This is a genomic window from Elusimicrobiota bacterium, assembly GCA_041660925.1.
Taxonomy (GTDB): Bacteria; Elusimicrobiota; Elusimicrobia; order UBA1565; family UBA1565; genus JBAZUV01.
Genome location: JBAZVI010000002.1, coordinates 19,542 through 33,778 on the forward strand (window position 1 = coordinate 19,542; position 14,237 = coordinate 33,778).

The window sequence follows — 14,237 nt, forward strand, 5'->3', positions numbered from 1 at the left end:
GAAGGCCTCGCCGGCGGGCGCCTTCAGCGCCGCGTTGCGCTCGACGTAGAGGTCGTCGTCCCAGAGGAAGCCGCCGCCCAGCGACGGGAGGTAGGCGGCGAAGACGGCCGCGAGGAGCAGCAGGAGGAGGAAGACCCTCCCGCCGCGCGCGGCCTCAGGGACGGCGTTCGCTGTCGGGCGCAGGAGGGAGCTCGACCTTGATCTGGAGTTCCTTGAGCTGGCGCGCCGAGACTTTCGAGGGCGCCGAGCTCATGAGGTCGAAGCCCTTGTGGGTCTTCGGGAAGGCGATGACCTCGCGGATGGAGTCCTCGCCGCGCAGGAGCGCGCAGAGGCGGTCGAAGCCGATGCCGATGCCGCCGTGCGGGGGCGCGCCGTAGTCGAGCGCGTTGAGCAGGAGGCCGAAGCGCTCGCGCATCTCCTCCTTGCCGTAGCCCATGAGCGCGAAGATCCTCTCCTGGATGTCGACGCGGTGGTTGCGCACGGAGCCGGAGCCGAGCTCGACGCCGTTGACGACGAGGTCGTACTGGTAGGAGCGCACGCTCCCCGGGTCGCTCTCGAGCTTCTGGATGTCCTCGTCGAGCGGCGCGGTGAAAGGGTTGTGGGTGAAGGTCCAGTTTCCGGTCTCGGCGTCCTTCTCGAGCAGCGGGAAGTGCCGCACCCAGAGCAGCGCCCAGGGCCGCGCCGGCTTGAGGCCGAGCTTCGCGATGAGCTCCTTGCGCAGCGCTCCCAGGTGCGCGGAGACGTCGGCCGCGGGCCCGGCGCCGAAAAGCAGGGCGTCCCCGGCCTTCGGAGCGAAGCGCTTCTTCAGGGCGTCGAGCTCCGAGGGCGTGAGGAACTTGGCGATGGGAGAGTCGGCCACGACCGTCCCCCCCTCGTCCTTCCAGCGGATCCAGGCCAGGCCTTTGGCGCCCAGGGCTTTGACGAGGTCCGTGAGCTTGTCGAGGTCGGCGCGGTTGAGAGCCTTCCCCTCGGGGCCGGCCGCCGCGGGCAGCGCGCGCACGACGCCGCCCGACTTCGCGGCTTCGGCGAAGACCTTGAAGGCGCTCGCGCGGAAGTCCTCGGTGAGGTCGGCGATCTCGAGGTCGTAGCGCAGATCGGGCTTGTCGGAGCCGAAGCGGGCCATCGTCTCGGAGTAGTCGAGCGCCATGAACGGGGCGGCGATCTCCACGCCGAGGGTCGCCTTGAAGATGTCGGCCATCATCCCCTCGACGAGGCGATGGACCTCGTCCTCGCCGATGAAGGACATCTCGACGTCGATCTGCGTGTGCTCGGGCTGGCGGTCGGCGCGCAGGTCCTCGTCGCGGAAGGCGCGGGAGAACTGGAAGTAGCGCTCGACGCCGGAGACCATGAGGATCTGCTTGAAGATCTGAGGGGACTGCGGAAGCGCGTAGAAGGTGCCGGGGTTGATGCGGCAGGGCACGAGGAAGTCGCGCGCCCCTTCCGGAGTGGACTTCGCGAGGATGGGAGTCTCCACCTCGATGAAGCCGCGTCCGTCGAGGAAGCGGCGCGCGGCGGCGGCGGCCTGGTGGCGCACGCGCAGGTTCCCGTACATGCGGGGGCGGCGCAGGTCGATGAAGCGGTACTTCAGGCGCGTGTCCTCGTTGGCGACGACGTCGTCCTGGACTTCGAACGGGAGGGTCTTGGAGACGTTGAGGACCGTGATCTCGTGGGCGTGGAGCTCGTAGAGCCCGGTCGGGATCTTCGGGTTCTCGCGGCCCGCGGGGCGCTTCTCGACGCGGCCGCGCACGCTGACGACGAACTCCGCGCCGAGCGCTCCGGCCGCCGCGAACGCCTCCTTCTGCGCGGGGTCGGCGACGACCTGGGCGACGCCGGTGCGGTCGCGCAGGTCGAAGAAATAGAGCCCGCCGTGGTCGCGCCGGGCGTTGACCCAGCCGGCCAGGTGGACCTCCTTGCCGACGCGGTCCGCGCCGATCTCTCCGCACCAAAGCGTCCTGTATTTTTGCATGGCGTCCCTCAGGCCGCGCGGGCGGCGGCGGCGACTTCGTCGAGCGCGACGCGGCGTTCCGCGCCGCCGGTCATGTCCTTGAGCGTGCACGCGCCGCTCTTGAGCTCCTCTTCGCCGAGGATGGCCACGAAGCGGGCGCCACAGCGGTTGGCCTCGCGCATCTGCGCCTTGAGGCTGGAGGCGAAGAGCCCCCCCGCCGCCCGCAGGCCGGCGCGGCGCACGGCCTCGAGCAGGCGCATCCCCGCGGCGTCGGCCTCGTCTCCGCGTCCCTGGAGCGCGACGAAGACGTCGGGCTTCTCGGCGGGCATGGCGCGGCGCAGCGCCGCCCCTTCGGGGTCGGCGGCCAGGGCCGCCATGAGCGTGCGCTCGACGCCGAGCGCCCAGCCGACGGCGGGCGTCGCCGGGCCGCCCATGGAGCCGACGAGCCCGTCGTAGCGGCCTCCGCCGGCGAGCGCGTCCTGAGCGCCGACGCCCGCGGCGGTGAACTCGAAGACGGTGCGGGTGTAGTAGTCGAGACCGCGCACGAGGTTCGCGTCCGGGTAGACGTGGGCGCAGCCCTCGGCGCTCAGCGCGCGAGAGACCGTCCCGACGTGGGCCGCGCAGGCGGCGCAGGGCTCCAGGCGGGGAGCGTCGGCGGCGAGGCGCGGACCGTCGGCCTTGCAGTCGAGAGCGCGCAGCGGGTTGCGTCCGACGCGGCGCCGGCAGCTCTCGCAGAGCTCCGCCTCGCGGGCCGAGAGGTACTCCTTCAGGCGGGCGCGGAAGCCCGGGCGGCAGGAGGGGTCCTCGTCGCAGCCGAGGTTGTTGAGACGGAGCTTCACGCGCCCCTCGAGCCCGGCCGCGTCGAAGACGGCCTTGAGCGCCAGGATGGACTCGACGTCGGCGGCGGGGTGGGGGTTGCCCAGGGTCTCGGCGCCGATCTGCTCGAACTCGCGGTAGCGTCCGGCCTGCGGGCGCTCGGCGCGGAACATCGAGCCGACATAGTAGAGCTTGCAGGCCGGTCCGCCCTGCGAGAGGGAGTGCTGCAGGAAGGCGCGCACCGCCCCCGGGGTCCCCTCGGGGCGCAGGGCCAGCCGGCGTCCGCCGGCGTCTTCGAAGGCGAACATCTCCTTCTCGACGATGTCGGTGGTCTCGCCGGTCGACTTCACGAAGAGCTCGTGGTTCTCGACGGTCGGCAGGCGGAGCTCGCGGAAACCGTAGCGCGCGAGCGCGGCGCGCGCGAGCGCCTCGAGGGCGGCCGTGCGCTCGGACTCGGGCGGCAGGAGGTCGCGGAAGCCGCGGACGCTCTGGATCTTCGAGGACATCGCGTCAGCCGGCGACGACGGAGTCGCGGATCATCCCCGCGAGCTTCTTAGGGTCGGGGATGAAGAAGCGGCCCTCGTGGGTGTCCACGATCTGGGCGCTGCGCAGCATCGCGAGCGCGCGGGAGAGCGGCTCGCGCGTCGTCCCGACGAGGTCGGCGAGCTCCTGGTGCGTATAGCGCTCCTGGAGCAGGACGCCGCGGCGCTGCGGGCGGCCGCAGTGGGCGGCGAGGTCGTGGAGCGTCTTTGAGACGCGGCCGAGGATGTTGCGGAAGAGCAGGCTCTCGATCTCGTCGTCGGCGTGGCGCAGCCGCTCCGCGACCGTGCGCAGGAGGGTGAGGGTCACGTTGGGGTCGGAGAGGAGGAAGCGCTCGAAGTCCCGGTTGCGGATGATGAGCAGGCGCGAGGGGATGACGGCCTGGGCGGAGGCGGAACGGGGCGCATGGAGCAGCAGGCCCATCTCGCCGAAGATGTCCCCCGCCGAGAGGTAGGCGAAGGTCTTGCGCTTGCGCGCCGGGGACTGGCAGTAGATCTTCACCCGTCCCGAGACGACGAAGAAGATGTGGTTGGCGGTCTCGGACTTCGAGAACACGAGCTGGCCGGCGGCGAAGTCGCGCGTCTTCGCGAGCTTGAGGATGCGCTGAAGCTGCGTCTTGGGCAGGGTGCGCAGGAGGGCGAAGCGATGGAGCTGGGAAAGGGTCATGGGCGGAGTCTACCGAAAAAGCCGACGTCCGGCAATCCCCGGACGGGGATTGCCGGAGGGCTTCGTTTTCGACGGGGTTAGGTGACGCTCGTCCGAATCGATTCGCCTGGGAAATCCGGCGCAGCGGGATTCATCGGCTGGCGAGGGAATGCGCCGGATTTTTCAGGCGAGAGGAAGACGGAACCAGAAGCGGGTGCCGCGGCCGGGGCTGTCGAAGCCGATGCTCCCTCCGTGGGCTTCGACGATGCCCTTGACGATGTAGAGGCCGAGTCCGGCGCCCTGCAGGCGGCGGGTCGCCTCGTCGCCGGCGCGGAAGAAGCGCTGGAAGATGCGGCCGCGCGCGGCCTCCGGGATGCCGGGGCCCTCGTCGGCGACCGAGCACTCGAGCTCATCGTCCCTGCGGCGGCCGGCGATGAGCACGCGACCGCCTCTGGGCGAGTACTTGAGCGCGTTCCCGACGAGGTTGAGGAGGACGCGCTGGATCCCGTCGGCGTCGACGGAGGCCTTCGGCAGGCCGCTCTCGAAGTCGAGCTCGACGCGGACCCCCGAGGGGTGCCCGGCGAAGGTCTCGGCGACGCGCGCGGCGAGCTCGGCGAGGTCGGCCGGCGCCCGCTCCAGCCGGGCGCCGCCGGACTCGAGGCGCGAGACGTCCAGGAAATCGGTGAGGAGGCGCGCGAGACGGGCCGACTCTCGGGCGATGACCTCGAGCTGCTTCCCGCGCTCCTCCCGGGTCATCTTCTCTCCGTACTCGAGCAGGGTCTCGGAGAAGCCGCGGATGGAGGTCAGAGGACCGCGCAGCTCGTGGCTGACGACGTTGACGAGCTCGGTCTTGAGGCGCTCGAGCTCCTGGCGGCGGCGCAGGTCGCGCACGATCAGGAGCAGCGCGAACGGGCGGTCCTTCTCGTCGTCGATGCGCGTCATCGTGAGCTCGACGGGGACGAGCTCTCCGTCGGCCCGCAGGTAGAGGGTCTCGTGGTCGCGCAGGGTCCCGCGCTCGAGGGCCCTGGCCGCGGCCTTGCGGTGTTCCACGCGGCGGTCGGCGGGGACGAGCAGCTCCTCGAGCGGCTGTCGGAGCGTCCTCTCGGCCGCGTGCCCGAAGAACTCGGCGGCGGTACGGCTCCAGAGGGTGATCCGGCCTTCGAGGTCCATGAGGATGACGGGGTCGGCCGACTGGTCGAGCATCGCGGCGAGGGTGCGTTCGCGGCGCAGCTCGCCTTCGAGGACGAGGGCGTTGTAGAGGAGGCGTGCGACCTCCTCGAGGGCGTGGGAGGCCGCGTCGGTCCTGACGCCGGCGGAGCGCGGGAAGCCGACGACGACGATCCCGGCGAGATGGGAGTCAGCGCCGGCCGCCGCCGCGGGCATGGCGAAGAGGCCGATCTCCTCGCGCGTGAGGGCGGCGGGCTTGCGCTCGCGGCGGACCTGCTCGATGAGCGCGCGCTCCGCCCCAGCGGCCTCCTCGGTCCGGAAGCGCGCGTCGCCCATGCGGTGCAGGGCCTGGAGGGACGAACCCTCGATGCGGTGCACGCCGAAGTACTTGGCGCCCGTCAGGGCCAGGACGTTGTGCCCGACCGCGCCGAGGGAGGCCTCGAGCGACTCCTTCGCGAAGAGGCCGAGCGCGAAATGGTTGAGGAGGACGAGCTTCTGGTAGCGCTCGGCGAGAGCGTTCTCGGGCGCGCCGCCGCCGGCCGGGGCCGCGGCGGCCTCCAGGGCCCCTCCCGCGTGCAGGTGCAGCCGGTTCCCCCCCGCATCGACCGCTTCGCGCAGGGCCCGGGCGGCGCGCTCGCAGAGGTCGCGGGGGTCCCCGCCCGCGGCGAGGCCGAGGCTCACGGGGAAGCGGAACTCCTCTCGCAGGCGGCGCAGCAGCTCCGCGGCGCGCGCGCGCGCGTCCTCCGCGCGCAGGCTCAGCGCGAGGCCCCCCTCGAAAGGCCCGGCGAGCTCCCCCTCTGAGAGGAGCGCGTGGAGGGAGAGCTCGAGGCGGCCGAGGAGGCGGCGCGCGGTCGGCTCTCCGCGCGTTCGCCGGACCGTCTCGAGTTCGTCGACGGCGAGGGCGAGGACGGCGCCTCCGCGGCGCTCGGCCTCGGCGCGGAAGGCGGCTTCGTCGAGGGCGACGCTCATCGCGGGTCCGCCAGGCGGAAGAGCTCGGGATGGGCGCTCAGGGTCCCGTCGCGGTCGAGCGCCGCGCGGACGATGTCCGCGGAGTCGGGGGCCGGGCGCAGGCGGCCGTCGGACCAGGTGTCGGTCGGCACGAACTCCACGCCGAGGACGCCGCGGCGTCCTATGCGGATGCGCGCGAGCGCGCTCCAGCGCGTGACCGGGGTCGGGGAGACGAAGAGACCGTTGCCGATGCTGTGGAGGATGGGGCGGCCTTTGTAGAGTTCGACCGCCTGAAGGACGTGCGGGTGGTGTCCGATCACGGCGTCCGCGCCGGCGTCGACCGCGAGGCGGCCGAAGGCGCGCTGGATCTCGTTGGGGTCTTCCGCCTTCTCCGTCCCTCCGTGGAAGGAGACGAGGAGGACGTCGCAGGAGGATTTCGCGAGCCGGATCCATTCGGGCACGCGCGCGTCGCCCGAATACGCGACGCCGGGGCGCTCGCGCCGGGCCCAGGCCTCTTCGGGGTGCGTGCTCGTGAAGGCGAGCAGGCCGACGCGCAGTCCGCCGCGCTCGAAGAAGACCGGGCGCACGGCCTCGCCGAGGTCGCGCCCGGCGCCCACCCGGCGGAAGCCGCCCTCGTCGAGGAGGCGCAGGGTGTCGAGGAAGGCCTCGGGCCCGTAGTCCATGACGTGATTGTTGGCCAGGTTGAGGACCGTGAATCCCGTCGCGCGCAGGATGGCGATGTTCTCGGGCGGGGCGCGGAAGGTGAAGGTCTTCCCCCGCGTCGGCGCTCCCCGCCGGGAGACGGAGGTCTCGAGGTTCCCGAAGAGGACGTCGCCCTCGAGCCAGCGCCGGACGGCCGAGGCCGGGGCCGAGGGGCCGTTCTCCGCAAAGGCCCGGCCCTCCGGGCCATCGAGGCGGATGTCCCCCATCGCTACAAAAATCATCTCCGGCTCCGGCGTCGGAGCCGGAGATGGGGTGTTGGGAACGGTGACTGTCGGGGTGGAGATGACGGCGGGCGCCGAGGCGGAGGAGAGGTCGACGGAGGCTGTCGGCTCCGCGGCCTGCGCGGCGGGCGTCAGCCCAAGGAGGATAGAGGTCAGGAGGATGACACTACTGGAGGTACGCGGCGGTTCGAGCAACGACGCCGGAGGCCGAAAGCCGCGTTTGCAGGCGCAGCGGGGTTTCTGGATGGCTTCTAGAAGGACCATGTGCGCAGCTCGTCCATCATGGGAAGATAGGTGTGGTCGATGTTCAGCGGGGTCACGGAGACGAAGCCGTCGGCGACCGCGCGTACGTCGGTGCCCGGTTCCAGGACGCTGGAGACGTACGGGCCGGAGAGCCAGAAATAGCGCTTCCCGTTGGGGTCGCGCCGGACCTCGACCTTCTTCGAGTAGAGGCGGCGTCCGAGCCGCGCGGTCCGGAAACCCTTCAGCCGCGCCTTCGGCAGGGCGGGGACGTTCACGTTGAGGCAGACGCCCGGAGGCAGGCCGCGCGCGAGGATGCGGGCCGCGACCTTGCCTGCGGCTTCGGCCGCGGGGATGAAGTCGCGGGAGCGGCGCGAGCGGCCCCGGCTGACGGAGAGGGCGGGCGCGCCGAGGAGGACCCCTTCGAGGGCGCCGGCGACCGTGCCCGAGTAGACGACGTCGGAGCCCAGGTTGTAGCCGTCGTTGATCCCGGAGACGACGAGGTCGGCCCGGCCCTTGAGGACCTCGAGGAGCCCCAGGCGCGCGCAGTCCGCCGGGGTCCCGTCGACGGCGTAGAGGCCGGCGCGCACCTCGCGCATGCGCAGCGGATGGCGCAGGGTGAGGCAGTGGCTCACCGCGGAGCGTTCCCCCTCCGGGACCACCGCGACGACCTCTCCCAATCCGGAGAGCACCGCGATGAGGGGAAGCAGGCCGGCGCCCGGGAGCCCGTCGTCGTTGACGACGAGGATCCGAGGCCGTCGGCAGGGACGCTTCACGCGTTCCTCCGCGGGTGCGCGCGCACGACCTTTTCGACGAGGTCGGCGAGGGCCGAAGCGCTCTCCTTCGCGGAGGGCAGCCCGATGCGGGCGTAGGCGTCCGCCATCCGCGCGCGCAGGGCCGCGTCGGAGAAAAGCTCGCGCAGGCGGTCGGCGAGGGCCTCCGGCGGGAAGGGTTCCTTGAGCATCCGCGCGGCGCCTGCCGTCTCGAGCACGCGGGCGTTGCGCTCCTGGTGCCCGGCGGCGGCGCTGGGGTAGGGGACGAGGACCGCCGCGCGGCGCGCGGCCGCCAGTTCGGCCAGGGTGGCGGCGCCGGCTCGGCAGAGCACGACGTCGGCGGCCGCGTACGCGGCCGGCATATCCTCGAGATAGGGAAGGACGCGCGCTTCGGGGAGTCCGGCTTCACGATAGAGGCGCGACGTCTCTTCCGCCTCCGCGCGCCCGGCGAGGTGGAGGACTTGCGGACGGACGCCCTCGGCGCGCAGGCGCGCGAGCGCCGCGGGGGCGGCCCGGTTCACCGCGCGGGCTCCCTGGGAGCCGCCGAAGACCAGGAGGGTCGCCCGTTCGGGCTCGAGGGAGAGCCGGCGGCGGGCCTCGGTCGAGTCGGGGAGTTTCGAGAAGCCGGAGCGCACCGGCGTGCCGGTGAGCGTCGCTCCGGGCGCGGCGCCCGGGTCGCAGAGCGGGAGGCCGAGGGCGAGGGCGTCGGCGAAGGGGAGGATCGCGCGGACCGCCAGGCCGAGCACGGCGTTGGATTCATGGAGCACGACCGGGATCCCGCACGAGCGCGCGGCGGCCCCGAGCGGGAAGGTCAGGTAGCCCCCCATCCCGACGGCCGCGGAGGGCCGCCAGGCGCGGATCAGCGCGCGCGCCGCCAGGACGCTGCGTCCCAGGCGCCAGGGGAACGCGAGGAGCTCGGTGGAGACCTTGCGGGGCAGGCCGCGCAGGTCGAGCTCCGCGTACGGGAGGTCGTCGGCCTCGAGGCGCGCGGCCGCGGGGTCGTCGCTGCGCAACACGAAGAGGACTTCGTGGCCGCGCTCGCGCAGACGGCGTCCGAGCGCGTAGCCGGGGTAGAAATGGCCGCCGGTCCCCCCGCAGGCGATGACGATGCGCATGGCCCAATCATGCCAGTTTTTGGCCGGGATTTCCCAGCGGGAAATCCCGCTCAGCGCGTCGGGCTCGCGCCCTGGCGGGAGATGTTGAGCAGGATCCCCACCGCACAGAGGCTCACGAGCAGGGAGGAGCCGCCGTAGGAGAAGAAGGGCAGGGGGATGCCCTTGGTGGGGATGAGGCCGATGGACATCGCGACGTTGAAGAAGGCCTGCAGGACCAGCAGGAGCGTGAGGCCGGAGGCGAGGAGGCTGCCGAAGAGGTCGGGGGCGTGCCGCGCGGCCCGGAGCCCGCGCATGAGCAGGGAGGCGAAGAGGGCGAGGACCGCGAGGGCGCCGACGAAGCCGAGCTCTTCACAGACGATGGGGAAGATGAAGTCGGTGTGCGGGGCGGGGAGGTACATGAGCTTGAGCTGGGAGGCGCCGAGGCCCTTCCCGAACCAGCCCCCCGAGCCGACCGCGATGAGCGACTGCGCGAGCTGGTAGCCCGCGCCCTGGGCCTGCTCGAAGGGGTCGAGGAAGGTGAGCAGGCGCTTGCGGCGGTAGGGCTTGCGCAGGAGCTCGACGATGACGATCGGGACGGCCGCCAGGATGGCGCCGAGCACGTAGGAGACGCGGGCGCCGCCGATGAACAGGGTGAGGATGACCGTCGCGAAGATGAGCGCCGGCGTGCCGAGGTCGGGCTCCAGGCCCATGAGGACCAGCGGGACGGCGACCACCCCGAGCGGGACGAGGAGGCCGATCAGCGGGGAGCCGATGCGGCTCTTCTTGCGGTCGACGAAATCCGCGATGAAGAGGATGACCGAGAGCTTCGCGAACTCGGCCGGCTGGAGCCCGAAGGGCCCGAGGCGGATCCAGCGGCGCACCCCCGCCACCGGGGGCATGAAGAGCACCGCCGCCAGCAGGAGGACGCTCACGAAGAAGGCCGGCCAGACCCAGCCGCGCAGGCGGTGGTAGTCGGTGCGGGCGAAGAAGGCCATGAGCATGAGGCCGACGGCGGCGAAGAGGCCCTGGCGCTTGAGGAAGAAGAGGGAGTCGTGCATCTGCTGGTCGGCGAGGATCGCGCTCGCGGACCACATCATCATGAGACCGAAGCCGAGCAGGAGGAGGGCGGCCAGGAGCAGGCCGTAGTCGGACTGCGCGTCGCGGCGGCGCGCGCGGGGGATCATCGCGGCTTCGTCGTCTCGACCAGCTCCTTGAAGGCGCGGCCGCGGTGCTCGAAGTCCCTGAACTGGTCCATCGAGGCGCAGGCGGGAGAGAGCAGGAGCGTCTCGCCCTTCTGCCCGATGCGGAAGGCCACCTCGACGGCCTGCGCGAGGGTCTCGCAGGGGAAGACGGGCGCGGCGCCGGCGAGGTCCTCTTCGATCTTGGCGGCCGCGCTGCCGATGGTGAGCACCGCCTTCGCGCAGCGGGAGACGAGCGGGCGCAGCGCGGCGAAGCCGCCGGGCTTGGCCAGCCCGCCGAGGATGAGGAGGATCTTCCCGGCGCGCTCGTCGAGGCTCTTGAGCGCGACGAGGGTGGAGTCGACGTTCGTGGCCTTGGAGTCGTTGATGCAGTCGAGTCCGTGGTGGCTCCCGCAGTCCTCGATGCGGTGCTCGACGCCGCGGAAGGCGCGGAAGGCCTTCGCGATGGCGGCGTCGGGGACCTTCTGCGAGAGGGCGAGGAGGGCGGCCGCCATCGCGTTCTCGAGGTTGTGGTCGCCGGGGAGCCGCGGGGGCGCGAGCTTCCGGGGCTTCTTCTCGCCCGGCAGGCGCGCGAAGATCTTCCCCCCCTCGACCCAGGCCGAGCCCGCCGTCGAGGGCGAGAGCGCGAAGAGGAGGCGGCGGGCCCGGCAGGTCCGGGCGAGCCCGAAGCAGAGAGGGTCGGCCGAATTGAAGACGCAGACGCCTCCGCGGTCCATGTCGCGGAAGACCCGGGCCTTCGCCGCGACGTACGCGGCCATGCTGCCGTGGTGGTCGACGTGGTCGGAGGTGATGTTGAGGATCGCCGCCGAGGACGGACGGAACCGGCGGCTGTCCTCGAGCTGGTAGCTCGAGACCTCGAGGACGAGGACGTCTCCCTTCCGGACGCGGGCGGCTTCGGCGGAGAGCGGGGTCCCGACGTTCCCGACGAGATGGACGCGGCGGCGCGCGGCTCGGAAGACGGCCTCGGTCAGGTGCGCCGTCGTGGTCTTCCCGTTGGTCCCCGTCACCGCCACGACGCGGACGTCGGGCGGGCAGAAGGCGAGGGCGACCTCGAGCTCGCTGAAGACCGGGATGCCCGCCTCTTTCAGCTTCGCGAGCACGCTCGCTCCCGGCAGGAGGCCGGGGCTCTTCACCGCGAAGCCGCAGGTGAGGACCTTCTCCATGCGGCCGCCCGCCTCGAGGACGACGCCCTCGGGCAGCTTGTCGGCGAACGGGAGGTCGCGGCGCTGCTTGTCGTCCTGGACGAGGACGCGGAAGCCCTTGCGGCGCAGCAGGACGGCGGCGTGGAAGCCCGAGCGTCCCAGGCCGAGCACGAGGGCGCGCTTGCCCTTCCAGGCGGCGGGGAGGAACCGGTCCTGGGGCGGCGCCGGCCTGGGCCGGCGGACGGGCGCCTTTCTCGCCGCCTTGCGCGGAGGCGCCTTCTTCCCGCGCGCCGCAGACTTTTTCGCCGCCTTCCGCTTCTTCAACTCAGCGCACCTTCAGCGAGGCCAGGGCGGCCAGCATGAGCACGATGCAGGTGATCCAGAAGCGGACGGTGACCTTGGACTCCGCGACCCCGCCGAGCTCGAAGTGGTGGTGGATGGGGGCCATGCGGAAGACGCGCTTGCCGCCCCGGAGCTTGTAGGAGCCCATCTGGAGGATGACGGAGAGGGTCTCGACGACGAAGACCCCGCCGACGACCGGGAGGATGAGCTCCTGCTTGACGCAGAGCGCGATGGTGCCGATGACGCCTCCGAGGAAGAGCGAGGAGGTGTCGCCCATGAAGACCTCGGCCGGGTAGGCGTTGAACCAGAGGAAGCCGAGGCAGGCGCCGATGAGGGCGGCGCAGAAGACGGCGATCTCTCCGGCGTTCTCGACGTGGATGATCCGCAGGTAGTCGGCGAACTTGGCGTTGCCGGCCGTGTAGGCGAACACGCCGTAGGCGATGGCGCAGAAGATGATCGAGCCGGCCGCCAGCCCGTCGAGTCCGTCGGTGAGGTTCACCGCGTTGGAGGAGCCGACGATGATCAGTACGCCGAGCACGAAGTAGAGCGAGCCCAGCGCGACGTAGAGTCCCTTGGTGTAGGGGACGAGCAGGGAGTCGACGTAGTCTCCGTTGGGCGGGCGCACCGCGAGCCAGGCGACGACGACGACCGCCGCGGCGATCTGGACGGCGAACTTGAGCCGCGAGGGCGCCCCGCGCGGGTCCTTGCGCACGAGCTTGAGGTAGTCGTCCCAGAAGCCGACCGCCCCCAGCGCGGCGGTGACGAAGAGGAGTATCCAGGTGAAGCGGACGTCGGGCCGCATCCAGAGCAGGGTCGAGAGGGTCAGCGCGAGGAGGATGAGCAGGCCTCCCATCGTCGGCGTGCCGTGCTTGGCGAGGTGGCTCTTGGGACCGTCGGTGCGCTGCTGCTGGCCGATCTTCTTCTCGCGCAGCAGGGCGATGAGGGAGGGCCCGAAGAGCAGGGAGATCCCGAGGGCGGTCAGCATGGCGCCGCCGCTGCGGAAGGTGATGTAGCGGAAGACGTTGAGCGGGCCCCAGGACTCACGCAGCAGATGGAGATAATAGAGCATCAGAGCGCCTCCGCGAGGGCCTCCAGGCGCATGGCGCGCGAGGCCTTGAAGTAGACGCTGACGGCGGGTGCGAGCAGGCCGCGCAGGGCGTCTCGCAGCCCGTCGGCGTCGGGAGCGTGGAGGATCTCGAAGCGGGCGCCCTTCTCCCGCAGCCCCTCGGCGGTCTCGGCGCTCAGGGGCCCGGCGAGGAGGACGGCGGAGAGCGGGAGGCCGGCGAGCCAGCGGCCCAGTTCGCGGTGGAAGCGCGGCGACTCCGGGCCCAGCTCGCGCATGTCGCCGAGCACGAGGACCCGCCGGCCGGGCGGGGCGGTCTCCAGGAAGGTCTCCACCCCGGCCCGCATCGAGTCCGGGTTGGCGTTGTAGGCGTCGACGAGCAGCCAGGCTCCGCTCGCATGCGCGCGCTGCGCGAAGCGCAGCGGCGCCGGGCGGAAATCCGCGAGGCCGGCGGCGATCTCCGCGGCGGAGAAGCCGAGCGCGTGGGCGGCGGCGGCCGCCGCCGCCGCGTCGAGGCGGTGGGGACGCCCGATCGGCCCCCCCGGACGGGCGCGGGCCTCTCCGTCGGGCAGGCGCAGGGCGATCTCCCCGGCCTCGGCCGGGAGCGCGCGCACGCGCGCCTCCGCGCCGAAGCCGAAGGTGACCGCGCGCGCGCCGAGGCCCGGCAGCAGGCGGCAGAGATAGGGGTCGTCGGCGTTGAGCACCGCGGGGGCGTCGGCCGGCAGCGCTTCGAAGAGCTCCGCCTTGGTCTTGAACACGCGCTCGAGACTGCCGAAGTACTCGAGGTGGGCCGCGCCGATGTTCGTGAGGACGCCGAGCGTCGGTCGGGCCGCCCGGCAGAGGTACGCGATGTCCCCCGGGCGGGAGGCCCCCATCTCGAAGACGGCGAAGGCGTGCTCGGCGCGCAGGCCCAGCACGGTCATGGGCAGGCCGACCTCGTTGTTGAAGTTGAGCTCGGTCGCGCAGACCTTCCCGCGGCGGGCGAGGACGGCGCGGAGCATCTCCTTGGTCGTGGTCTTGCCGTTGGTGCCGGTGAGCCCCACGACGGGGAGGGTGAAGCGGGAGCGGTGCTCCGCCGCGGCGTCGGAGAGGGCCTTCAGCGTGTCGGGGACCTCGAGCACGCAGGGCGGCTGGAGGGCGGGCAGCGGCGCGCCGGCGCGCACGATCCAGCCGCCGGCGGCGCGAGCGGCGTGCTCGTTGAGGAAGGCGTGGGCGTCGAAGCGCTCCCCCTTGAGCGCGAGGAAGGCCTCTCCGGGGCGCAGGAGCCGGCTGTCGGTGCAGAGGGAGCGCACGGGGGCGTCGGGGCGGCCGCGCAGGAGCCGTCCGCCGGCGGCGCGCGCGAAGTCTCCCCAGGTCAGCGTCAGTTCCATCCTCTCCTC

11 protein-coding genes are annotated in these 14,237 nt (G+C 72.2%); all 11 read right to left on the reverse strand.

What is annotated here, in order from left to right; all coding sequences use genetic code 11:
* Nucleotides 1-154: 154 nt before the first annotated feature.
* The 11 genes from aspS to murF all read right to left on the reverse strand — a co-directional run bounded on the left by aspS (nt 155) and on the right by murF (nt 14,228).
* A complete protein-coding gene (aspS, locus tag WC969_02660) occupies nt 155-1,966 on the reverse strand; it encodes an aspartate--tRNA ligase (protein MFA6028737.1) in 1,812 nt (603 codons plus the stop codon).
* Between the two features lie 8 nt (nt 1,967-1,974).
* The gene (gene hisS / locus WC969_02665) at nt 1,975-3,267 is read right to left on the reverse strand and encodes a histidine--tRNA ligase (protein MFA6028738.1); all 1,293 of its coding nucleotides are present in this window, start codon (nt 3,265-3,267) and stop codon (nt 1,975-1,977) included.
* Nucleotides 3,268-3,271: 4 nt separating this feature from the next.
* Nucleotides 3,272-3,967, reverse strand: coding sequence for a Crp/Fnr family transcriptional regulator (locus WC969_02670; GenBank protein MFA6028739.1), 696 nt, complete (start codon nt 3,965-3,967; stop codon nt 3,272-3,274).
* A 162-nt stretch (nt 3,968-4,129) separates the two neighbouring features.
* Nucleotides 4,130-6,082 (reverse strand): ATP-binding protein, encoded by a 1,953-nt coding sequence (locus WC969_02675; protein ID MFA6028740.1) that lies wholly within the window; start codon nt 6,080-6,082, stop codon nt 4,130-4,132.
* Nucleotides 6,079-7,200, reverse strand: coding sequence for a CapA family protein (locus WC969_02680; protein ID MFA6028741.1), 1,122 nt, complete (start codon nt 7,198-7,200; stop codon nt 6,079-6,081). Before WC969_02680 ends, WC969_02675 begins: the two co-directional genes overlap by 4 nt.
* A gap of 56 nt (nt 7,201-7,256) precedes the next feature.
* Nucleotides 7,257-8,021: a 5'/3'-nucleotidase SurE gene (gene surE, locus WC969_02685; GenBank protein ID MFA6028742.1), complete on the reverse strand. Its 765-nt coding sequence runs from the start codon at nt 8,019-8,021 to the stop codon at nt 7,257-7,259.
* Complete coding sequence (gene murG / locus WC969_02690; GenBank protein ID MFA6028743.1) at nt 8,018-9,133, reverse strand: undecaprenyldiphospho-muramoylpentapeptide beta-N-acetylglucosaminyltransferase; 1,116 nt, start codon at nt 9,131-9,133, stop codon at nt 8,018-8,020. Before murG ends, surE begins: the two co-directional genes overlap by 4 nt.
* 50 nt (nt 9,134-9,183) lie before the next feature.
* Nucleotides 9,184-10,296 (reverse strand): putative lipid II flippase FtsW, encoded by a 1,113-nt coding sequence (gene ftsW, locus WC969_02695; GenBank protein ID MFA6028744.1) that lies wholly within the window; start codon nt 10,294-10,296, stop codon nt 9,184-9,186.
* A complete protein-coding gene (gene murD, locus WC969_02700) occupies nt 10,293-11,777 on the reverse strand; it encodes a UDP-N-acetylmuramoyl-L-alanine--D-glutamate ligase (protein MFA6028745.1) in 1,485 nt (494 codons plus the stop codon). Before murD ends, ftsW begins: the two co-directional genes overlap by 4 nt.
* Nucleotide 11,778: 1 nt before the next feature.
* Nucleotides 11,779-12,864 carry a phospho-N-acetylmuramoyl-pentapeptide-transferase gene (gene mraY, locus WC969_02705; protein MFA6028746.1) on the reverse strand — a complete coding sequence of 362 codons (1,086 nt, stop codon included), beginning with the start codon at nt 12,862-12,864 and terminating at the stop codon, nt 11,779-11,781.
* Nucleotides 12,864-14,228 (reverse strand): UDP-N-acetylmuramoyl-tripeptide--D-alanyl-D-alanine ligase, encoded by a 1,365-nt coding sequence (gene murF / locus WC969_02710; protein ID MFA6028747.1) that lies wholly within the window; start codon nt 14,226-14,228, stop codon nt 12,864-12,866. Before murF ends, mraY begins: the two co-directional genes overlap by 1 nt.
* Nucleotides 14,229-14,237: the final 9 nt, after the last annotated feature.

Bases quoted from the DNA above. Each gene is read 5' to 3' on its own strand.
- aspS (MFA6028737.1), bottom strand. From the start codon at position 1,966: ATGCAAAAATACAGGACGCTTTGGTGCGGAGAGATCGGCGCGGACCGC.
- hisS (MFA6028738.1), bottom strand. From the start codon at position 3,267: ATGTCCTCGAAGATCCAGAGCGTCCGCGGCTTCCGCGACCTCCTGCCG.
- WC969_02670 (MFA6028739.1), bottom strand. From the start codon at position 3,967: ATGACCCTTTCCCAGCTCCATCGCTTCGCCCTCCTGCGCACCCTGCCC.
- WC969_02675 (MFA6028740.1), bottom strand. From the start codon at position 6,082: ATGAGCGTCGCCCTCGACGAAGCCGCCTTCCGCGCCGAGGCCGAGCGC.
- murG (MFA6028743.1), bottom strand. From the start codon at position 9,133: ATGCGCATCGTCATCGCCTGCGGGGGGACCGGCGGCCATTTCTACCCC.
- ftsW (MFA6028744.1), bottom strand. From the start codon at position 10,296: ATGATCCCCCGCGCGCGCCGCCGCGACGCGCAGTCCGACTACGGCCTG.
- mraY (MFA6028746.1), bottom strand. From the start codon at position 12,864: ATGCTCTATTATCTCCATCTGCTGCGTGAGTCCTGGGGCCCGCTCAAC.
- murF (MFA6028747.1), bottom strand. From the start codon at position 14,228: ATGGAACTGACGCTGACCTGGGGAGACTTCGCGCGCGCCGCCGGCGGA.